Origin of the sequence: Shewanella litorisediminis (genome assembly GCF_016834455.1) — a bacterium.
Lineage (GTDB): Bacteria > Pseudomonadota > Gammaproteobacteria > Enterobacterales > Shewanellaceae > Shewanella > Shewanella litorisediminis.
Window position 1 is genome coordinate 1,533,174 of record NZ_CP069213.1, and the last position, 21,714, is coordinate 1,554,887.

The following is a 21,714-nucleotide window of genomic DNA, read 5'->3' on the forward strand; positions in this document are numbered from 1 at the left end:
AACATAGCGCCAGTGCCTGCTCCGTTGCAGGATTCTCTAGCTGGCCCTTAGTCAGGCTTTCTCACGCTTTTCTGCTCGTTAGCTTTTTCTCATTCTGGCGATTTGCCTCGCACACTCAGTTCAATCGATGAATTGTCCGCAAAAACGGATGGCAAACTCCTGGCTTGCTCCATCAGGCTTTCCCCCAACTCAACACCAGGCTTTGAGGCTTTTCATCATCGTCGAGTGGTTTTACCCAGTTGAATTCACCTTGGCTTGACCAGGCTTATTTCTCTGAAAGCCCTGTGACGATGGCAACACAATCTTGCTGAGCCACAAGACAAAATGCGCCAAAAGCGTGAGCTTGGTCTCGCTGCTGTTACCTCAAAGTGGGTATCGCGAGGCGGTGTTGATTTGGATCAAGAAAGTTAACGGATTGCTCTGGCAGGCTAGGCCTCAATTGTTACGGACGTAACAGAAAATAACAAAGCCCACGTGGTTAATGGAGTAAATGATGAAGAAATCCTATCTGTCCGGTCTGATTGCTGCCTCCCTTCTGTCTGTTGTTTCTGCCTCTGCTCTGGCTCACCAGGCAGGCGATATTATCGTACGTGCCGGCGCCGTGGTTGTTGCCCCCAATGAGTCCACTCAAGATGTTGTTACTCCGGACCTGGGAAATCTGGGCCAACTGCAGGTGAGCAGCAATACCCAATTGGGTCTGAACTTTGGCTATATGCTGACCGACAACTGGGCCATTGAACTCCTTGCAGCTACCCCATTCAGCCATGACGTTTCACTTGCAGGCGTGGGCAAGATTGCTGAAACAAAGCACCTGCCACCGACTCTGGTTGCCCAATACTACTTTGGCAATGCCAATTCTGCCTTCCGTCCTTATGTGGGTGTGGGTGTGAACTACACCAACTTCTTCGATAACGAATTCACCAATGATCTGGGCGGTAAGCTGACGGATCTGAGTCTGTCCACTTCAGTGGGTTGGGCCGCACAGGTAGGTTTTGACTACAGCTTCAACAAAAACTGGCTGCTTAACGCCTCTGTGTGGTACGCCGATATCAGCACCGATGTGAAGTTCAATTACCACTATGGAGTTGATAATAGTCAGACTGCAGCAGTTACCATTGAGTCAGATATCGACCCATGGGTATACATGGTGAGTGTGGGTTACAAGTTCTAAGGTTGTCCCTTCCCTGCCAAACCTTGGATGAAGAAAGGCGCCCACTGGGCGCCTTTTTTATACGTATTACTCATGTGGTAACAGTATTAATGTTTGCCTTTTTTCTTCCAGTGGCGGGTGTTGTAGATGTATTCCGGCAGTATGCGTATAAGCCAGGCCACCAACGCCCAGCGGCGGGTAATGTAAGCCCGGCGTTTACCTTTTTTCAGCGCCCGTAATATTTGGGCGGCCACTTTGGGCAGTGGCTGCAACCAAAAGCGGCTCTGCTGCATGGCTGCCTTGTCCAGCAGCCCCAGTTGCAGATCGGTAATGGTGATGGGCAACTTCAGCCGCTGGGCATGCATCGATAAGCCTTCGAGATAATTCTGCGCAAAGGCCTTGGAGGCATGGTACGCGACGGCTGGGCCGCCGCGCTGCCCGGCAATGGAGTTGATGGCTGCCAGTTGCCCATAGCCTTGCTGGCGCAGTAATCTGAACGCCGTATTGCAAATCAGTGCGAAGCCCTGCACGTTAACCTTGATGATGTCGGCTTCAATTTGCCAGGGCAGGTCGGGGTGATAGCTATTGAGGCCGGTATTCACTAACACCAGATGTGCCCCCCCCATGCGTTGCCACAGGCTTTCGAAGGCTGCCATGGCGCCGTCGGGGTCTGTGATGGGTAAGGCTTCAACCTGAATATCGCCGCCCAGAGACTGGATAAATTCAGTCATCAGTTCGGGCTCGGGCACCAGGAGCCCCACTCGGGTGCCTTCCTGTGTGAGCTGGGTCACCAATTCGCGGCCAAGGTGTGAGCTGGCGCCCACAATTATTGCAGTTGCTTGAGTCATAAGGATATTCAGCAAAAGTACAGGGCTACCATGATAGGGTGAAACCCCAAGCTGAACAAGATTCAAACTCGGATGTATAGACATCCAGAAGTCTTTATGTATGATTTAGGAGAATATCACCATGAAGAAATGGCTATTGAGTGTTGCCCTGCCGATGGCGGCATTGGTGGGGGCGGTTGGACTGGGTGGTTGTGCCAGCAGTGCCGACGATGTGGAGATAAGTGGCAGTGTCTGGTTCAGAGAGCGCATCGCACTGCCTGTTGATGCGGTGTTGACGGTTCAGGTGCGGGACGTTTCCCGTATGGATGTGGCGGCCGAGGTACTGGGGGAGTTCAAGGTGCCTGTCACCGCTGTGCCCAAGGACTTTGCGCTGCGCTTTAAGCCGGACACCTTTAAACAGGGCCACACCTATGCGGTGGGCGCACGTATCACCCAGGGCGATAAGCTGCTGTTTATCAATACCCAAAGTTACAGAGTGGATTTCACACAGCCTACCGGCATGTCGGTGAGGCTGGACAGTGTGGGGCGTTGAGCCGGGGTAAGCGTGATACTTACCGCCATCGCCCCGGAGTTAATCAAGGGAGAGGCGCAGTATGCCGGTAAAAATCCCCGACAATCTGCCAGCGGCAGAGATACTGTCGGCAGAAAATATCTTTGTGATGTCAGAAACCCGGGCGGCCCATCAGGACATACGTCCGATGAAGGTGCTTATCCTCAATCTGATGCCAAACAAGATAGAAACAGAGACCCAGCTGCTGAGGCTCCTTGGCAATACGCCCTTGCAGGTGGATGTGGACTTGCTGCGCATCCACGACAAGGAGTCGCGCCACACCTCGCTCGACCACATGAATACCTTTTACCGGGACTTTGAGGATGTGCGTCATAAAAATTATGACGGCCTCATTATCACGGGAGCGCCCCTGGGGCAGCTCGATTTTGAAGAGGTGACCTATTGGGATCACATCCGCGAGATCATCGACTGGTCTCAAAGCCATGTGACCTCGGTGCTGTTTTTGTGTTGGGCTGCCCACGCCGGGCTTTACCATCTTTACGGCCTCAAGCGCGAACTGCTCAAGACCAAACGCTCCGGGGTATTTGTGCACAGTCGCAGCTGCGATCACCATCCGCTGCTGCGGGGTTTCGATGAAGAGTTTTTTGCCCCTCACTCACGTTATGCCGAAATTCCCGTGGCGCACATCCATGCCCATCCGGCTTTGCAGGTGCTGGCGGAGTCTGACGAGGCCGGAGCCTATCTGGTGCTCAGTCGAAACAGCCGTAACCTGTTTGTTATTGGTCATCCCGAGTATCAAAAATCCACCCTGAGTGACGAATATCATCGGGATCTGGCCGCCGGTATTGACCCAGAAATCCCCAAAAATTACTTCAGAAACGATGACCCTGCCCAGGCACCGGTGGCGCGCTGGCACAGCCATGGGAGCCTGCTCGTCAGTAACTGGCTTAACTATTATGTGTACCAGTTGACCCCTTACGATCTGTCCGATATGAGTGCCATCACTCCCTGGGAAGGCAGCTCAACATCCTGAAAGTCAATATGAAATGGCCGCGACTCTGCGGCCTTTTTATTTTGTGCGCAGGCACTGGCAATCCGCCTTGGAGCCTGTGTCCATCCCGGTTCCCGCCACTGTAAATCCAGAGTGACAAGCCTTGGCCAGAAAATGCGGCTTGTTAGACCAATTTCTACTTGCTTTACGTTCGCGTAAACGTCACATTCAATGCATCGGGTCGCAAACTGCGACAGCAATCACATTTGCCCGTTGTTTTGGCATAGGGCACGACAAGCAATTGGAGTGAGAAATGAGCGTATCGGATATCGTCATTGTTGCGGCAAAACGCACTGCCATGGGTGGTTTTCAGGGTAGCCTGTCTGAGGTGCCATCACCCAAGTTGGCTGCGACCGCAGTCAAGGCTCTGCTGGATGACACAGGCCTGGATGGCGCCAGGGTTGACGAACTCCTGATGGGCTGCGTGCTGCCAGCAGGCCTTGGCCAGGCGCCTGCCCGTCAGGCCGCCCTGGGAGCCGGTCTGCCGCTGTCTGTGGGTGCGACCACCGTCAACAAGGTGTGCGGCTCAGGCATGAAAACCGTTATGCTGGCCCATGACCTCATTAAAGCAGGCAGCGCCAATGTGGTGATTGCCGGCGGCATGGAAAGCATGAGCCAGGCCCCATACCTGCTGGACAAAGCCCGTGGCGGCATGCGCATGGGCCACGGCAAGGTGCTTGACCATATGTTCCTCGACGGCCTTGAAGATGCCTACACCGGCGGCGCCATGGGCACCTTCGCCCAGAAAACCGCCAATGACTTCGGCCTGACCCGCGAGTCCATGGACGCCTTTGCCTTAAGCTCACTGGAAAAAGCCAACGCCGCCATCAACTCCGGCGCTTTCGAAGCGGAAATCGTGCCTGTGACCGTGTCCAGCCGCAAAGGCGATGTGGAAGTGAAAGTTGACGAGCAGCCGGGTAACGCCCGCCCCGAAAAAATTCCTGCGCTGCGTCCGGCCTTTGCCAAAGACGGCACCATCACTGCCGCCAATTCATCATCCATTTCCGACGGCGCGGCTGCGCTGATGCTGATGAGCCGGGAGCAGGCTGATGCTCTGGGCCTTAAGGTGCTCGCCACCATCAAGGGCCACACTACCCATGCTCAGGAACCTGCCATGTTTACCACAGCCCCTGTGGGTGCCATGCAGAAGCTGCTCTCCAACGTGGGCTGGAGCAAGGACGAGGTAGATCTCTTTGAAATCAATGAAGCCTTTGCCATGGTGACCATGCTGGCCATCAGCGAGCTTAAGCTGGATGCGGCCAGGGTTAACGTGAACGGCGGCGCCTGCGCCCTCGGTCACCCCATCGGCTGTTCAGGTGCCCGTGTGCTGGTGACCCTCATCCATGCGCTCAAGGCTCGCGGCCTCAAGCGCGGTGTTGCTTCACTGTGCATCGGCGGCGGTGAAGCCACTGCAATGGCCATCGAAGTTTAATTGCCAGGACACGGCAAGCTGCAATCAACAAGACACTCGACAGGAGACGCGGGCGCGGCCATACACAATACCTACAAGGCTGCGCCGCCACCTCTGACCCTCAAAAGGAAGCGATATGATCACACAAGTTAAGCACTACATCGACGGTGAGTTCACCACAGGACAGGGTGAGCGCATCATTACGGTGACCAACCCGGCCAACAACCAACCCATCGCCGAAGTGCGTTGTGCCAGTGACGAGGAAGTGCACGGCGCCATTGCCAGTGCCAAGGCCGCTTTCCAAAGCTGGAAAGAAGTGCCTGTATCCGAGCGCGCCCGGGTAATGCTGCGTTATCAGGCGCTGCTCAAAGAGCACCACGATGAGCTGGCGACCATTCTGGCCAAGGAAACCGGTAAAACCTTTGAAGACGCCAAGGGTGATGTGTGGCGCGGCATCGAAGTGGCCGAGCATGCTTGTAATATCGCTTCCCTGCTGATGGGCGAAACCGTTGAGAACGTGGCCCGCAAAATCGATACCTATTCTTACACCCAGCCCCTGGGCGTGTGCGCCGGTATTACCCCATTCAACTTCCCGGCGATGATCCCGCTGTGGATGTTCCCCCTGGCTGTGGCCTGTGGTAACACCTTTGTGCTCAAGCCCTCCGAGCAGGACCCCATGACGCCGCTGCGTCTGGCCGAGCTGTTTGAACAGGCCGGTGCCCCCAAGGGCGTGCTGCAGCTGGTGCACGGCGACAAGAGCGCCGTGGACATTCTGCTGACCCATCCGGACATCAAGGCCATTTCCTTTGTGGGCTCTGTGGGTGTGGGCCAGTACGTGTACAAGACTGGCACTGACAACCTAAAGCGGGTGCAGGCGTTTGCCGGCGCCAAAAACCACTGTGTGATCATGCCCGATGCCAACAAGCAGCAGGTAATCAACAACCTGGTGGGTGCCTCTGTTGGCGCTGCCGGTCAGCGTTGTATGGCGATTTCAGTGGCCGTGTTTGTGGGCGCCGCCAAAGAGTGGATCCCAGAGCTGAAAGAGGCGCTGGCCAAGGTGCGTCCGGGTCTGTGGGATGATAAAGACGCCGGTTACGGCCCGCTTATCAGCCCAGCTGCCAAGGCCCGTGTACTCAAGCTCATTGAGCAGGGCAGGGCCGAAGGCGCCGAGTGTCTGCTGGATGGCTCCGACTTTACTGTGCCCGGCTATGAGTCAGGCAACTGGGTTGGCCCGACCATGTTCGACAAGGTCACCACCGACATGAGCATCTACAAGGAAGAAATCTTTGGCCCAGTCCTCTGCTGTATGGAAGTGGATGAACTGGAAGACGCCATTGAGCTGGTGAACAAGTCGCCCTACGGCAACGGCACCTCCATCTTTACCGCCAGCGGCGCTGCCGCCCGTAAATATCAGCACGAAATTGAAGTGGGTCAGGTGGGTATTAACGTACCTATCCCGGTACCTCTGCCGTTCTTCTCCTTTACCGGTTGGAAGGGCAGTTTCTACGGCGACCAGCACGCCTACGGCAAGCAGGCTATCCGTTTCTTCACCGAAACCAAGACCATTACCTGTCGCTGGTTTGAAGACGATATCCCCCATGGTCCCAACATGACCATCGCCCTGCGTTAATCACTCTCGGGTGCTTAACCTGGCGAGGCCGTAAAACATACCACCTTCAAGGCCGGCGTTATGCCGGCCATCACATGAAGTGACCCCAGAGTCACGGGAGCAGTCAAGATGGATTTCAATTTCAACGAAGATCAACGTCAGTTCGCCGAACTTGCCCGCCAGTTTGCCGCCGATGAACTGGCCCCCTTTGCCGCCAAGTGGGACGAAGAGCATCACTTCCCCAAAGATGTCATTCAAAAGGCCGGTGAGCTGGGCTTTTGTTCACTCTATTCCCCTGAATTAGAAGGCGGCATGGGCCTGTCGCGCCTGGACAGCTCGATTATTTTTGAAGAGCTCTCCAAGGGCTGTACCGCCACCACCGCCATGCTGACCATTCACAACATGGCCACCTGGATGGTGACCACCTGGGGTACGGAGGCGCTGCGCGCCGAATGGTCCGAGGCCCTGACCACAGGTGCCAAGCTGGCCTCATACTGCCTGACCGAGCCAGGTGCCGGCAGTGATGCCGCATCCCTCACCAGCAAGGCTGTGCGTGAAGGCGACGAGTATGTCATTAACGGCAGTAAGATGTTTATTTCAGGCGCCGGCGCCACTGAACTTCTGGTGGTGATGTGCCGCACAGGCGAAGCCGGTCCCAAGGGCATTTCGGCCATTGCCATTCCCGCCGACGCCGAAGGCGTCATTTACGGCAAGGCAGAAGACAAGATGGGCTGGAACGCCCAGCCAACCCGCCTTATCACCTTTGAAAACGTGCGTGTGCCGGTGCAAAACCTGCTGGGTGAAGAAGGTCAGGGCTTTACCTTCGCCATGAAGGGCCTCGATGGCGGCCGTATCAATATCGCCACCTGCTCTGTGGGTACCGCACAGGCGGCCCTGGAGCGCTCAATCGCCTACATGAACGAGCGCAAGCAGTTTGGCAAGCCACTGGCGGCCTTCCAGGCGCTGCAGTTCAAGCTCGCCGACATGGCTACCGAGCTGGTGGCAGCGCGTCAGATGGTGCGCCTGGCCGCCTTTAAACTGGACAACCAGGACCCGGAAGCCACGGCGTACTGCGCCATGGCCAAACGCTTTGCCACCGACATCGGCTTTGCTGTGTGCGACGCCGCACTGCAAATCCACGGTGGCTATGGTTATATCCGCGAATACCCGCTGGAGCGTCATTTCCGCGACGTGCGGGTACACCAGATCCTGGAAGGCACCAACGAGATCATGCGTCTCATCATTTCCCGTCGTCTGCTGGACGAAAACGCCAACGACATCCTCTGATTTGGACGTCAGACTTCGACAGAAAAGGAATAACAGCCATGGCATTTTTGATTGAACGTATTGAAGGCAATACCGCCATCCTCACCATCAGCAATCCACCGGCCAATACCTGGACCCGTGAGAGCCTGAATGAGCTGAAGGAAAAGGTACTCGAGCTGAATGACAACAAAGAGATTTACGCGCTGGTACTGACCGGGGAAGGGGAGAAGTTCTTTTCCGCCGGCGCCGACCTGAAGCTCTTTGCCGACGGCGACAAGGGCAATGCTGCCACCATGGCCAAGGCCTTCGGTGAAGCCTTTGAAACCTTGAGCGCCTTCCGTGGCGTGTCCATCGCCGCCATCAATGGCTATGCCATGGGCGGAGGCCTTGAAGTGGCGCTGGCCTGCGATATCCGTATCGCCGAAATTCAGGCGGTGATGGCACTGCCGGAAGCCACCGTGGGTCTCTTGCCCTGCGCCGGTGGCACCCAAAACCTGACCGCCCTGGTGGGCGAGGGCTGGGCCAAGCGCATGATCCTCTGTGGTGAGCGTATCGATGCCACCAAGGCACTGAATCTTGGGCTGGTGGAAGAAGTGGTGGAGAAGGGCGAGTCCCTGAGTGCCGCCATTGCCCTTGCCGCCAAGGTTGCCAAACAGAGCCCGTCTGCCGTGGCCGTGTGCAAACAGCTTATCCAGAGTGGCCGCACCATGCCGCGCACTCAGGCACTGCCTTTGGAGCGTGAGCTTTTTGTCGGTCTTTTTGATACCGAAGATCAGGCAGAAGGCGTGAATTCCTTCCTCGAGAAGCGTGCCGCCCAGTGGAAAAACCGCTGAGGCCTTGCCTTGGATAAGACAGCAAGCAAGGAGTGAGCATGACACAGAAAGTTGTATTTCAAACCCTGGGCACCGCCTCGGGCAAACAGATAGGTGTGGCCACCCTCAATGTGGAGGCCGCGCTCAACGCCCTGGATTTGGACATGGTGCGGGCACTGACCGCCCAACTGAAAGCCTGGCAAGCCGATGACGACATTGCCATGGTGATGCTCGATGGCGCAGGTGATAAAGCCTTTTGTGCCGGTGGCGATGTGCGTGCCCTGTATCAGGCCAGTAAAGAGGCCCCCGGCAGCACAGAGACCCTGGCAAAAACCTTTTTCGAGGAAGAATATCGTCTCGATTACTTTATCCACGAATTCGGCAAGCCATTTATGGTGTGGGGCGATGGCATAGTGATGGGCGGCGGTTTGGGGCTGATGGCCGGTGCCAGCCACCGTATTGCCACCGAGCGCTCCCGCATTGCCATGCCGGAAATCACCATTGGTTTGTATCCCGATGTGGGTGGCACCTTCTTTTTGGCCCATATGCCGGAAAAGACAGGCGTGTTCCTGGGGTTAACCGCGTTTCAAATGAATGGTGCCGATGCTCTGTATGCGGGTACGGCCAACTTCTTACTGGAAAGTGATGATAAGGAGCCGCTGCTTGATGCCCTGGCCGAGGTGGCCTGGGATGACAACAGCGAAGCCAATCATCAGCGTCTGAGTGATGTGCTCGGCACCAGAACCATGCCTGAGCAGCCGAGCTTCCTTAAGGACAATGCTGAGCTTATCTGTGAGCTTTGCAGTGGCTCTCTGGAGACTGTGATTGAGCGTTTCAAAGCACTGCCGGACGACAGCCACAAATCCCTGCTCAGAGCCCGCGACACCCTGCTGGCCGGCAGCCCGCTCAGTGCCCATCTGGTATGGCATCAGGCCATCATAGGTGAAGAGCTGTCGCTGAACGATTGCTTCCGCTGGGAGCTTGGCGTCAGCGTCAATTGCTGCGCCCATGGCGATTTTGTCGAAGGGGTGCGGGCCCTGCTTATCGATAAAGACAGAAATCCAATATGGCAGTATGCCGATGTGGCCTCGGTACCCGCCGAGGTAATTGGCAGCCTTTTGAGTTCACCCTGGCAGGGCGAGCAGCATCCGCTGCAGGACCTCTGAGGAATACCCTATTCACAGCCCGGTAAATCCCGGGCTTATCCGATTTACGGCCCGGCCCACCGGGCTTGGCAAGGAGCGACATCATGGCGAAGATAGCGTTTATTGGCCTTGGCAACATGGGTGGCCCTATGGCGGCCAATCTGCTGAAGGCGGGACACAGTGTGTCCGTATTTGATCTTAACCCAACTGCGGTTGAGTCACTCAAGGCCCAGGGTGCAGGCAGTGGCGACACGGCGCAGGCCATTGCCGCCGATGCGGACTTTGTGGTGAGTATGCTACCCGCCGGTAAGCATGTGCGCGGTCTCTATTTAGGCACTGATACTGCCAAAGGCCTGATTGAGGTGGTGAAAGCAGGTTGTCTCTTGATAGACTGCTCCACCATTGATGCCCAGAGTGCGCGCGCCGTGGCCGAAGCCGCCGCGGCCAAGGGCCTGGAATTTATTGATGCACCTGTGTCCGGCGGTACTGCCGGCGCTGCTGCCGGTACCCTGACCTTTATCTGTGGCGGCACTGATGCGGCCTTTGAGAAGGCGCGTACCGTACTGGCCAATATGGGTGTGAACATTTTCCATGCCGGTGGCCCGGGAGCCGGTCAGGTTGCTAAAATTTGCAACAACATGCTCTTGTCTGTACTCATGGTGGGCACCAGCGAGGCGCTGTCACTGGGGATTGACCATGGGCTCGACCCCAAGGTGTTGTCAGACATTATGAAGGTATCCAGTGGCGGTAACTGGACCCTGGAAAAGTACAATCCCTGCCCGGGTGTGATGGATAATGTGCCCTCTTCCAAGGGTTATCAGGGCGGCTTTATGGTCGACCTGATGGTGAAGGATTTGGGATTGTCACAGGAAGCTGCCCTCGGCAGTCAGTCCAGCACCCCCATGGGCGCACTGGCTCGCAGTCTGTATGTGTCCCATGCCCGCGCCGGAAATGGCTCAAGGGACTTCTCCAGTATTTTTGAACATTTTGCCAAAGGCGATAAGGCCTAAGGAATCACAATGGAATTGAAGGATAAGGTAATAGTCATTACCGGCGGCGCCGGTGGTTTGGGTCTGGCCATGGCCAAGGATCTTGCCGCCCATGGCGCCAAACTGGCGCTGATTGACGTGGATCAGGAGCGTCTTGAGCGTGCCTGTGCCGATATCGGTGACGCCACCGAGGTGCAGGGCTACGCACTGGACATCACAGACGAAGAAGATGTGGTCGCCGGGTTTCGTTACATCCTCGAAGATTTCGGCGTTATCCATGGTCTGGTGAACAACGCCGGTATTCTGCGCGATGGTCTTCTGGTTAAGGCCAAGGACGGCGTGGTGAGCGATCGTATGTCGCTCGCGCAGTTCCAGTCGGTTATCAACGTGAACCTGACAGGCACCTTCCTGTGTGGCCGTGAAGCCGCTGCTGCCATGATTGAGTCGGGTGAGGGCGGGGTGATAGTCAATATCTCCAGTCTGGCCCGTGCCGGCAACATGGGCCAAACCAACTACGCGGCGTCCAAGGCTGGCGTGGCCACCATGGCGGTGGGTTGGGCTAAAGAGTTGGCCCGCTTTAACATCCGCGCCGCTGCAGTGGCGCCCGGGGTGATTGCCACCGAGATGACCGCAGCCATGAAGCCAGAGGCTCTGGAACGTCTGGAGAAAATGGTGCCTGTAGGGCGCCTGGGGCATGCCGAAGAGATTGCCTCGACCGTTCGCTTTATCATGGAAAATGATTATGTGAATGGCCGTGTGTTTGAAATCGACGGCGGTATCAGGCTCTAAGCTTTAATGCCCCGGCCATCGCTATTTGGTCGGGGCTGTTAATATTTGTCACCCTTTATTTTGTGTATCAAGTTGACAGAAGCTGACGCAGATTAAACAATGCGGCAGTAAAAATTGCCGTTAAATTCTCTTTAAAAGCAACACGAAAGCCGTCTCTTGGTCAGTCGTTTGCCCTAGCAGGACCCGGGATGTCGCGTTTGGAACTCGTTGTAAAAAAACTCATGCTCTGGACAGGCTACGCGGGTGTTGTGGTGATTTATGGTGGTTTTCTGTTTCTGCTGTTGAGTGGACAGGACACCCGGGCACTCCCTTGGTATATCCTGTTATCGCCCTGGGTTTGTGTGTTTTTTGGCTTGCCCTCAACGCAGCAGCATGCGGTAGTGGGCTGGTTTATTAATAAATTCAGACGTTAACCCGCCTTTTGTAAACAGGACTTCGCGCGCGAAGCGTTTTGGGGGATCAAAGACATGGGGCTTGGCATTGGGCACCGCGCTGGGGCGATTTGCTTAATGACACTGGCACTGCTGGGGTGTGAGCCCAGGCAGGAGTCTGTGCTGCCCCAAGAGAGCGACAGCGAACCCATGGCCGCCCGTTATGGCACCTGGATTTCTCCCCTCACCGCCGAAGATGTTTATGCCAGCTCCGATGAACTGATTGAGCTCAGGGCTGTGGGCGAGCTGATGTACTTCTCTGAGTTTGACGGCAAGAGTGGCAACACAGGGATTAAGCGCCTCGAAGCCGATGGCACTGTGACCCAGGTGGTGCCCACCGATTTCAACGTGGGCAGCCGGGTGCACGAATACGGCGGCGGCGACTTTCTTGGTATTGGTCAAAGCCTGTTTGCCACCGGGAAAAGCGATCAGCTGTTTTACCGTTTTGCTCCCAATCAAGCCCCGCTGGCTCTCACGCCCAATGGCACCCGCCATGGCGATTGCATTTCCTACCCCAAGGGCTCGCGCATCATCTGCGTGCGGGAAGATCACCGCCAGCAGGGCAGTCCTGCGGCAAGTTTGGTCACCATTAACCTGAATTTCGCCGGTGAAGGCGATACCTTCGTCGCCGGACATGATTTTATCAGCTCGCCCAGCATTAACGGGGACAATACGCAGCTTGCCTGGCTCACCTGGGAGCATCCGGCCATGCCCTGGGACAATACCCGCCTGTGGCTGGGAGAGCTTGACCGAAAGGGGCGGCTTCATTCGTCCCAGGTCGTTGCCGGTGAGGGGGGCGATGTTGCCATCACCCAGCCCAGCTTTGGCCCCGATGGCAGACTGTACTTTATCGCCGATTATGATGACTGGTGGAACTTGTATCGCCTCGGCGATGATGGCAAACCGAAACTGCTTTATCGCAAAAATGCCGATTTTGCCGGCCCCGCCTGGCGCCTTGGCGAGCGCACCTATGCCTTTGAAAGTGAGAACAGCCTCATCGCCAGCTACGTGCATAACGGTGAAGCCGGGCTTATTCGCCTCGATTTACACACCGGCCACGGTGAAGATATCGCCGTGGACTTTGGCGAAATCAAGCAGCTGACCGGTGGCAAGGATGGCGTCTATTTTATTGGCAGCAAGGTGACCACCGAAAAAGGCATATACCGGGTCAGCGGCCGGGGAGTGGAGCTGGTCTATGCCCCCAGACTTATGGCGCTGGACCCGCGCTTTATTTCCAGAGCCCAAAGCATCAGTTTTGCCACGGCCGACGGTATGCGGGCCTGGGGCTATTTTTACTGGCCACGCAATCCCGCATTTAAAGGGCTGTCAGACACCCGTCCACCGCTCTTGGTCAAGCTCCACGGTGGCCCCACTGCCAAGGCCAATCTGGCTTATCGCGGCGATATCCAATACTGGACCAGCCGCGGCTTTGCGGTGCTGGATCTGAATTTTCGTGGCAGCAGTGGCTTTGGCCGCGCCTACCGGCAATCTCTGTATGGTAACTGGGGCAAGGCCGACGTAGAGGATGCGGTAAATGCCGCCCGCTTTTTGGTGAAAAAAGGCTGGGTGAATGGCAGTGAAATGGCAATCAGTGGTGCCAGTGCCGGTGGTTTAACGGCGCTTTCAGCGCTGGCCTATGACGATACTTTTAAAGCCGCAGTCAGTCGCGCTGGGATAAGCGATATAGAGCAGCTGGCCGGCGAGACCCATAAGTTTGAAAAGACCTATCTTGATCAGTTGATTGGCCCTATTGCGACCCACAGGGCTGTGTATCGGGAACGTTCACCCATCCATCAGCTGGAGCGTCTTGAGGAGCCCTTGCTGTTGTTGCAGGGATTACAGGACACAGTGGTGTTACCCAATCAAACCCTGACCATTTACGAGGCATTGGCGAAAAGTCAGATTCCGGTGGCATTGCTTACCTTTGACGAGGAAAACCACAATCACTGGAAAGATGCCAACCTGGTCAAGGCGCTGGAGTATGAGCTTGGATTTTACGGCCAGGTATTTGGGTTTAGCGTCGCGGACAAGGTGCCCTCGTTGGACCTTAATCGGCAGGCACCGGTCGAAGTGTCGCAGCCAGCACAGCTTAAGCCCGACTGAGAAAATCGCCCCTCGCTGCATTGGTGTGCAAAACGCCGCTTCTCCAATGCGTTGTCGCCATATTCCCTATTGCCATTATCATAACTTTCCCCCGCTTCACTGCCGCCCGAAAGATCCCGTGGCAGTGGCGAATGCGCTGTATGTTGAGTGGCGTAATCCGGGTCCCGTCGTTAATGTCCCGCAGGCTTTCCCTCGTGTTCACATTGATAAACATGCCCTCTTTTAAGGGGGGCGCTCCAATGCCCCAAAACTCTGTGATGAGCTAAACTCAATAAAGAGTCAAGGAGCCAAAATGCATAGCATTCATCTCACCGTACCCACCATGAAGTGTGGGCGTTGCGGTAAAGAAATCACTTCACTGCTGGCTACCGAAGGCTGGCAAATACACACCGACCCTGCCAGTAAACACCTCGACATTAGCGCAAATTCGGACATTGATGTGGATGACGTACTGGCTCGGCTTGAGGCTGGTGGCTATCCGGCAACCTTGTTGGATGAACCCTTTCAGACAGCGGCAGGCTCGACAGGCACTGTGATTGGCGATGCGGCTGAAGAAGCAGGTACTGGTGCAAAGAGCACTGTGTCCAACCAGGTAAACGGTCCTCGTGAAGTCCAGCGTCAAGCAAGCCAACCGACACGGAGATTCAGTGTCCCTGCCATGAGCTGTGCAAGCTGTGTCACCAAGATAGAAGGAGCGCTGCGCTCGGCTGGCGGGCAAGGGCGGGTCGATTTGTCCCGTAAAGTGGTGCGGGTGAAGGGGTTATCCGCCGATAAAGCCCTGGCGGCGCTGAGTGGTGTGGGTTATCCCGGGGAGCTCTTGACCTCACAGCAAAAGTCCGCCGTGGATGATGGCCATCAATTCCGAACCCGCCTGTGGCAGGCTGCGGTGGGGTTGGGGCTTGGTATTCCCATGATGCTGTGGGGGCTGCTGGGTGGCGATATGATGGTAAACGAAGCCACCCGATTTGGTTGGGGGCTGATGGGCGCAGTCACCGGGCTGGCTATGTTCTTCACCGGTAGCCACTTCTATGTGGGGCTGTGGCGTTCGTTAAAGGCCAAAAGCGCCACCATGGACACACTGATTGCGCTCGGCACGGGTACAGCCTGGCTGTATTCCATGGCGCTGGTGCTGGTGCCTGAGGTCTTTCCCCCGGGCAGTCGTCATGTGTATTTTGAAGCGAGCGTAATGATCCTGGGGCTGATAAACCTTGGTCATGCGCTGGAGGCGCGTGCAAGAGGTAAAACCAGCGAAGCCCTGGATAAATTGCTCGGGCTTAAAATCGATGAGGCCTTGCGCCTTGAAGATGGTACTGAGCGCTGGGTCAGTGTGGCGGATATTGTGGTTGACGATCTTATTCGCGTGCGGCCGGGGGATCGCATTGCCCTTGACAGTAAGGTCATCGAAGGCGAGTCCCTGGTTGACGAGTCCATGCTCTCCGGTGAGCCATTGCCGGTGGCCAAAGCGCCGGGTGAGCAAGTCTACGCCGGCACGGTTAATGGCAACGGCAGCCTGGTCATTAAGGTCACCGCCGAGGCAGATGAGAGTCGCCTGTCACAAATCATCGCGCTGGTGGAAGAGGCGCAAACCTCAAAACTGCCAATAGGCCGCCTGACCGATGCCATTTCGGCGGTATTTGTCCCCGTGGTGGTGGCCATCGCCCTGCTCGCCGCCCTGATTTGGTATTGGATTGGGCCTGAGCCGGCACTGTCACACGCCATGGTGGTGCTCACCACTGTACTGATTATTGCCTGCCCCTGTGCCCTTGGGCTTGCCACCCCCATGTCCATTATGGTTGGGGTAGGGCGCGCGGCCGCCATGGGGATCCTGGTGAAAAACGGTGAGGCTCTGGAGCGTGCCAGCAAGGTCACCACTGTGGTGCTGGATAAAACCGGCACCCTGACCCTTGGCAAACCCGAAGTCAGGAAGACCTTGTGGCTCGCAGGAGACGAAGTCATCACCAGACAGGCCATTGCGAGCCTCGAGCGCCAAAGCAGTCACCCGCTCTCAGATGCGCTTGCGGCTTTGTCGGATGCACCATCCCTCGCTGTGTCTGAGTTTCAGAATCTGCCCGGCGAAGGCCTTATGGGGAAGGTAACAACACAGGACGGCACCCACGAATGGCATATAGGGAATCCAAGGTTAATCGCGCGTCTTGGTGAAGGCACTGCGGCTGAGCTGGATGTCGAATCTGAGCTGAGCGCCCTTGCCCGGGATGCGCTGACCCCGGTGCTGGTGGCCAAGAACGGCGAGCTGGTGGCCTTGCTTGGGGTTGGTGACCCTTTGCGAGCCGATGCCAAAGCCGCGATGGCGCGACTTAAAGCCCAGGGCAAACGACTGGTGCTGTTATCAGGGGATAACCAGCATACCGCTGAAGCCGTTTGCCGTGCGGTTGGCATTGAGGAGGTCATTGCCGGTGTGATGCCCGATGAAAAGCATCAGCACGTTGCCCACCTTAAAGCGTCCGGTGAGGTGGTCGCCATGGTGGGGGATGGCATTAATGATGCTCCGGCGCTGGCCGAGGCCGATGTGGGGATTGCCATGGGCACAGGCACGGACGTCGCCATTGAGAGCGCGTCCCTGACCTTGCTGTCACCCAGACTCGAGGCCCTTGCAGATGCTTTTGCCCTGTCGAAGGCCACCCTTGGCAATATCCGCCAAAACCTCTTTGGCGCCTTTATCTACAACGTGCTGGGTATTCCGGTGGCGGCGGGTGTGCTCTATCCGGCCTTTGGCATTTTGCTAAGCCCTGTGCTGGCCGGAGCGGCGATGGCAGCTTCGTCGCTCACTGTGGTGACCAACGCCAACCGGCTTAAAAGCAAGACACTGAAAGATGAATGAAAAAGCCGCCCACGGGCGGCTTTTTCATTCATCGCTGATCCTATTGCCCGTCGGCCTGCTTCAGGTTATCTGGCGCTTCAGGGCTCCAAGGTTACCGCTTTTGATATCCGGCAGATGGGCGGTGATTTTCTCCACCGGCCAGTCCCACCAGGCGATGGCTTCGAGCAGCGCGATATCTTTGTCATCAAAGCGCATTTTCACTACGGTGGCCGGGTTGCCGCCCACAATGGCATAGGCGGGTACGTCTCGGGTAACCACGGAGCGGCTGGCGATAATGGCGCCGTTGCCCACTTTTACCCCGGGCATGATGAGGGCGTCATAACCTATCCACACATCGTTGCCGATTTCGGTATCGCCTTTAAAGGGTAAGTCGCCAGGCTCCGGCGCCGCCTTCTCCCAGCCGTTACCAAAGATAAAAAACGGATAGGTACTTACACCGGCCATGGGATGGTTGGCGCCGTTCATAATGAATTTCACCCCGCGGGCGATGGCGCAAAACTTTCCGATAATGAGTTTGTCGCCAATAAAGGGGAAGTGATACAGCACATTGCGCTCGAAGTTGGCGCTGTCCTCGGGGTCGTCGTAATAGCTGTAGTCACCCACCAAAATATTGGGGTTGCTGATGGTGTTTTTGATAAAGCACACCTGTGGAAAGCCTTCCATGGGGTACGGGTTACCGGGGCTGGGGCCGTGACCGGGTTTTGAGTCTGTGTTGGGGGGAGTATCGGAAGGTGTCGTCATAAACAGTCCTTGTGATGAACGGGGATGCTGGCGCGATTGCTGATACTTTCAGCGCGCTTACCTATGCGGCCTGCCTCAGCCTAGCGGTAAGTACAGGATATGCTGGGGGCCGGCGCTGCCACCCAAATACTGGTTTTCGGTGTCGATAAAGCCGTTTTTAAGATAAAGAACCCGCGCCGGTGTGTTCTTCAGATTGACCGTCAGCACCAGACGTTCAAACTGCGGATAGCGTGCTTTCACAAACTGCGGCAGGGCCTGCATCACTGCCTTGCCAAGGCCTTTGCCCTGATGATGTACATCAATCAGAAAGGCCCTGAAACCGAGGTCCGTGGTTTTGGCAAAATCATGTTCGCGGTCATATTCTTTATCCAGCAGAAAAAAGCCGACCAGTTTTTCGCCGTTATTGGCTTCTGCTTTAGCAATATTGGCCCTGTCAGCTTGATGCCACACCAGCACAGGCACTATGGGGCCGCCGGTAATGGCGAGGATTTCGTCCATGGTGCCCACAAAGCGCAATTGCGCAGGGTCCACTTCCAGCGCTTCGGCGAGGGGGCGAGTTGATGCTGTCATCTTTTCCAGCCGGATCATTCGCTTCTCCTTTGTTACCCGCCTATATTGGCGGTTTTTGGCGCTATTGGGCAAGTCGGTTGATAATTCACGCAGGGGTGTTATAGTACCGCGCTTTATCAGAGGGTAGCCTTAAGCTCTGCCCTTGGGATTTTCGCCGCAGGCGTCTGCCTCGGCCTACAGACAAACGGAAACCAGCCCGTGATCACAACCGCCAATATCACCATGCAGTTCGGCGCCAAGCCACTGTTTGAAAACATCTCCGTCAAGTTCGGTGACGGCAACCGCTACGGCCTTATCGGTGCCAATGGTTGCGGTAAATCCACCTTTATGAAGATCCTCGCAGGTGAACTTGAGCCGTCCGGCGGTAACGTTCATCTGGATCCCAACGAGCGTCTGGGTAAGCTGAATCAGGATCAATTCGCCTACGAACAGTTCAGCGTAATCGATACCGTTATTATGGGTCACAAAGAACTGTGGGCCGTGAAACAGGAACGTGACCGCATCTATTCATTGCCCGAAATGAGCGAAGAAGACGGCATCAAGGTGGCCGAGCTTGAAATGGAGTTCGCCGAGATGGATGGTTACACCGCTGAAAGCCGCGCCGGTGAACTGCTGCTGGGTGTAGGTATTCCGGTTGAGCAACACTTTGGCCCCATGAGCGAAGTGGCTCCCGGCTGGAAACTGCGTGTGCTGCTGGCCCAGGCCCTGTTTTCCGATCCGGACGTACTCTTGCTCGACGAACCGACCAACAACCTGGATATCGACACCATCCGTTGGTTGCAGGACATGCTGAATCAGCGCAACAGCACCATGATCATCATCTCCCACGACCGTTACTTCCTCAACTCCGTGTGTACCCACATGGCGGATTTGGACTACGGTGAGCTGCGCGTATATCCGGGCAACTACGATGAATACATGATGGCCGCAAGCCAGGCCCGTGAGCGCCTCCTGGCCGACAACGCCAAGAAGAAGGCTCAGATTGCCGAGCTGCAAACCTTCGTGGCGCGCTTCTCTGCCAACGCGTCCAAGGCCAAGCAGGCCACCTCACGTGCCCGCCAGATTGACAAGATCAAGCTGGACGAAGTGAAGGCCTCCAGCCGTGTGAACCCCTACATACGTTTCGAGCAGGAAAAGAAACTGTTCCGTAACGCGCTGGTGGTAGAGAACCTGAGCAAGGGCTTCGATGGCAAGCCGCTGTTCCAAAACTTCAATATGATTGCCGAAGTGGGTGAGCGTATCGCCATCCTCGGTGAGAACGGTGCCGGTAAAACCACTCTGGTGCGTACCCTCATCCATGAATTGCCACAGGATGAAGGCACCATCCACTGGTCTGAAAATGCCTCTATCGGTTACTACGCTCAGGATCACGCCAGTGATTTTGAGAACGATCTGACCGTATTCGACTGGATGAGCCAGTGGAAGAAAGAAGGGGACGATGAGCAGGCCGTACGCGGTATTCTGGGCCGTATGCTGTTTGGCGCCGACGATATCAGAAAGTCGGTCAAGGTACTGTCGGGTGGTGAGCAGGGTCGCATGCTGTTTGGCAAGATGATCATGCAAAAGCCCAATATCCTGGTGATGGACGAACCTACCAACCACCTGGACATGGAATCCATCGAGTCGCTTAACAACGCGCTGGAAAAATACGAAGGCACCCTGTTCTTCGTCTCCCACGACCGTGCGTTTGTAAGCTCGCTGGCCAACCGCATTATCGAAATCACCCCGAATGGCGTGACCGATTTCAAGGGGACTTACGACGAGTTCCTGCGCAGCAAAGGCATTGAAGACTAATCTGCGCATCCGCGTTAAAAGCCGGCAAATTGCCGGCTTTTTTGTGCCTGCAGTAAAGTCGCCAGCGCAAAAGTGGCTTGTTTCTTTAGCATTTTTGGCCTTAACTGGAACCTTATGTCCAAACGCTGTTGGGCAACTGAATCGATGAGTCATACCCATCCACAAGGAGAAAGCTGATGGCCAAAAACCCCATTGCCTGGTTTGAGATTTACGTAAACAACATGGACAGGGCCAAGGCCTTTTACGAGGCTGTGCTGGATATCAAGCTCGAGCCGTTGCAGGTGCCGGAAGAACCGGGGTTCTCCATGTGGTCTTTCCCGGCCGACATGGAAAACTACGGCGCCAGTGGCGCCCTGGTGCACATGCCGGGATTCGAAGCGGGCGGCAACAGCACCCTGGTGTACTTTGCCTGTGACGACTGCGCGCTGGAAGAGTCTCGCGTTGCTGCCGCCGGTGGCACAGTGCAGCGGGAAAAGATGTCCATAGGTCAGTATGGCTATATCTCGCTGGCTATAGACACCGAAGGCAATATGCTTGGCCTGCACTCCATGAAATAAGACGCGCGCGCCACAGCAGTAACAGGTCTGGTTCACTTCACTGAGACTGCCTACGGCGCCAGCCATGTGTATTTGAGGCAGATGGAGGGCTTATATGCCCCAATCGGCCTTGCGTAAATGTTCCACAAACCAGGCTAACGCCTTGCCCTGATGCTCCTTATGCCACGCCAGAAACACCGGCTGGCTGGGCCGCGGCAGGGCGCAGGCTTTTTCCACCAGCGCGCCGCTGGCAATGAGCGGCGCCGCCAGATGACGGGGAATAAAACCGGTGCCCAATCCGCGGCATTGCAACTCAATTTTTGCATCCATTGACGCGACTCTCAGGGTCTGGCGGCTGCTGAAAAGGCCACTGCTTCGGGCGGGTAACAGCTGCGAGCTGTCAGACACCACCACCGACGGGAATGGCATAAGCTGTTCGAGCTGCAATACGCCCTCAGCCGCTGCCAGCGGATGAAAGGGGGCCAGGGCAAACACAAACTCAAGCTGACCTATACAATGGGTTTCAAAGAGTCCCCGTGGCAGGTCGCCGTTGGCGCCAATGACCAAATCGGCGCGGCGGCTGTGCAGTGCATCCCAGCCGCCACCCAGCGACTCTTCCGCGAGGCTGATGTCCACTGGCACAGATAACGCCAGAAAAGCGGTTAGTGCATCCAGAAGCGGCCCCGGCGGCATGGCCGTGTCCCTTGCGATGCGCAGCTCTCGCTCCCAGCCGGACTCCAGTGCGGCCACCGCATCGGCAAGGCGCTGGGTCGACTGCAGGATTTCCCGCCCTTGCTCCAGCACCAGTCTGCCGGCGGCCGTTAATTTGGCCCTTTGTTTTGACCTGTCGAACAAAGGCGTGCCAAATTCCTGCTCCAGCTTTTGAATTATATAGGTGAGGGCGGATGGCACCTTATGAAGCGATTCGGCGGCTGCTGCAAAACTTCCTTTTTTATCAATTGCATCCAGTGCTCTCAGCCCGTCCAGATCCAGTGAGTTTGCCACAAGTTCTCAATGTTCAATAATTTTGAATAATTATATCGAAACATTCCGATTTTTTCTGTGCCTTTATCGCCATAAACTAAAATTCAATCAAGGCTGAGTGAAAGCTTGAGACCA

At 56.2% G+C, this 21,714-nt stretch carries 19 protein-coding genes; 15 read left to right on the forward strand and 4 right to left on the reverse strand.

What is annotated here, in order from left to right; genetic code table 11:
- Nucleotides 1-490 precede the first annotated feature (490 nt).
- Nucleotides 491-1,171: an outer membrane protein OmpW gene (gene ompW, locus JQC75_RS06730; protein WP_203326660.1), complete on the forward strand. Its 681-nt coding sequence runs from the start codon at nucleotides 491-493 to the stop codon at nucleotides 1,169-1,171.
- Nucleotides 1,172-1,257: 86 nt separating this feature from the next.
- Here ompW and JQC75_RS06735 read toward each other — a convergent pair whose 3' ends face one another.
- Entirely contained in the window at nucleotides 1,258-1,998 is a 741-nt protein-coding gene (locus JQC75_RS06735) for an SDR family NAD(P)-dependent oxidoreductase (RefSeq protein WP_203326661.1), read from the reverse strand.
- A 121-nt stretch (nucleotides 1,999-2,119) separates the two neighbouring features.
- On the opposite strand from JQC75_RS06735, the gene JQC75_RS06740 reads away from it, so the two are divergent.
- The 12 genes from JQC75_RS06740 (at nucleotide 2,120) to JQC75_RS06795 (ending at nucleotide 16,954) form a co-directional block, all read left to right on the forward strand.
- Nucleotides 2,120-2,530 (forward strand): YbaY family lipoprotein, encoded by a 411-nt coding sequence (locus JQC75_RS06740; RefSeq protein WP_203326662.1) that lies wholly within the window; start codon nucleotides 2,120-2,122, stop codon nucleotides 2,528-2,530.
- A gap of 61 nt (nucleotides 2,531-2,591) precedes the next feature.
- Complete coding sequence (gene metA / locus JQC75_RS06745) at nucleotides 2,592-3,542, forward strand: homoserine O-acetyltransferase MetA (protein WP_203326663.1); 951 nt, start codon at nucleotides 2,592-2,594, stop codon at nucleotides 3,540-3,542.
- Nucleotides 3,543-3,813: 271 nt separating this feature from the next.
- A complete protein-coding gene (locus JQC75_RS06750; RefSeq protein ID WP_203326664.1) occupies nucleotides 3,814-4,992 on the forward strand; it encodes a thiolase family protein in 1,179 nt (392 codons plus the stop codon).
- 115 nt (nucleotides 4,993-5,107) lie between these two features.
- Nucleotides 5,108-6,601 (forward strand): CoA-acylating methylmalonate-semialdehyde dehydrogenase, encoded by a 1,494-nt coding sequence (locus tag JQC75_RS06755; RefSeq protein ID WP_203326665.1) that lies wholly within the window; start codon nucleotides 5,108-5,110, stop codon nucleotides 6,599-6,601.
- Between the two features lie 108 nt (nucleotides 6,602-6,709).
- Entirely contained in the window at nucleotides 6,710-7,867 is a 1,158-nt protein-coding gene (locus tag JQC75_RS06760; RefSeq protein WP_203326666.1) for an acyl-CoA dehydrogenase family protein, read from the forward strand.
- Nucleotides 7,868-7,905: 38 nt separating this feature from the next.
- Entirely contained in the window at nucleotides 7,906-8,679 is a 774-nt protein-coding gene (locus tag JQC75_RS06765; protein WP_203326667.1) for an enoyl-CoA hydratase, read from the forward strand.
- A 38-nt stretch (nucleotides 8,680-8,717) separates the two neighbouring features.
- The gene (locus tag JQC75_RS06770; RefSeq protein WP_203326668.1) at nucleotides 8,718-9,824 is read left to right on the forward strand and encodes an enoyl-CoA hydratase/isomerase family protein; all 1,107 of its coding nucleotides are present in this window, start codon (nucleotides 8,718-8,720) and stop codon (nucleotides 9,822-9,824) included.
- A gap of 83 nt (nucleotides 9,825-9,907) precedes the next feature.
- Nucleotides 9,908-10,813 (forward strand): 3-hydroxyisobutyrate dehydrogenase, encoded by a 906-nt coding sequence (gene mmsB / locus JQC75_RS06775; protein ID WP_203326669.1) that lies wholly within the window; start codon nucleotides 9,908-9,910, stop codon nucleotides 10,811-10,813.
- Between the two features lie 9 nt (nucleotides 10,814-10,822).
- The gene (locus tag JQC75_RS06780; RefSeq protein ID WP_203326670.1) at nucleotides 10,823-11,581 is read left to right on the forward strand and encodes an SDR family oxidoreductase; all 759 of its coding nucleotides are present in this window, start codon (nucleotides 10,823-10,825) and stop codon (nucleotides 11,579-11,581) included.
- Between the two features lie 188 nt (nucleotides 11,582-11,769).
- Nucleotides 11,770-11,994, forward strand: a complete 225-nt coding sequence (locus JQC75_RS06785; RefSeq protein ID WP_203326671.1) for a hypothetical protein — start codon at nucleotides 11,770-11,772, stop codon at nucleotides 11,992-11,994.
- Between the two features lie 54 nt (nucleotides 11,995-12,048).
- Entirely contained in the window at nucleotides 12,049-14,115 is a 2,067-nt protein-coding gene (locus JQC75_RS06790) for a S9 family peptidase (RefSeq protein WP_203326672.1), read from the forward strand.
- 658 nt (nucleotides 14,116-14,773) lie between these two features.
- Nucleotides 14,774-16,954: a heavy metal translocating P-type ATPase gene (locus JQC75_RS06795; RefSeq protein WP_203327143.1), complete on the forward strand. Its 2,181-nt coding sequence runs from the start codon at nucleotides 14,774-14,776 to the stop codon at nucleotides 16,952-16,954.
- 60 nt (nucleotides 16,955-17,014) lie between these two features.
- On the opposite strand, the gene JQC75_RS06800 is transcribed toward JQC75_RS06795, so the two are convergent.
- Complete coding sequence (locus JQC75_RS06800) at nucleotides 17,015-17,695, reverse strand: Vat family streptogramin A O-acetyltransferase (RefSeq protein ID WP_203326673.1); 681 nt, start codon at nucleotides 17,693-17,695, stop codon at nucleotides 17,015-17,017.
- Nucleotides 17,696-17,770: 75 nt separating this feature from the next.
- Nucleotides 17,771-18,283 carry a GNAT family N-acetyltransferase gene (locus tag JQC75_RS06805; RefSeq protein ID WP_203326674.1) on the reverse strand — a complete coding sequence of 171 codons (513 nt, stop codon included), beginning with the start codon at nucleotides 18,281-18,283 and terminating at the stop codon, nucleotides 17,771-17,773.
- A 180-nt stretch (nucleotides 18,284-18,463) separates the two neighbouring features.
- Here JQC75_RS06805 and JQC75_RS06810 point away from each other — a divergent pair, with 180 nt between their 5' ends.
- Nucleotides 18,464-20,059: an ABC-F family ATPase gene (locus tag JQC75_RS06810; RefSeq protein WP_203326675.1), complete on the forward strand. Its 1,596-nt coding sequence runs from the start codon at nucleotides 18,464-18,466 to the stop codon at nucleotides 20,057-20,059.
- Nucleotides 20,060-20,235: 176 nt separating this feature from the next.
- On the forward strand, nucleotides 20,236-20,616 hold the full coding sequence (locus tag JQC75_RS06815) for a VOC family protein (RefSeq protein WP_011759502.1): 381 nt from the start codon (nucleotides 20,236-20,238) through the stop codon (nucleotides 20,614-20,616).
- Between the two features lie 90 nt (nucleotides 20,617-20,706).
- Here the strand turns inward: JQC75_RS06815 and JQC75_RS06820 are convergent, their stop codons facing one another.
- Nucleotides 20,707-21,600, reverse strand: a complete 894-nt coding sequence (locus JQC75_RS06820) for a LysR family transcriptional regulator (protein ID WP_203326676.1) — start codon at nucleotides 21,598-21,600, stop codon at nucleotides 20,707-20,709.
- Nucleotides 21,601-21,714: the final 114 nt, after the last annotated feature.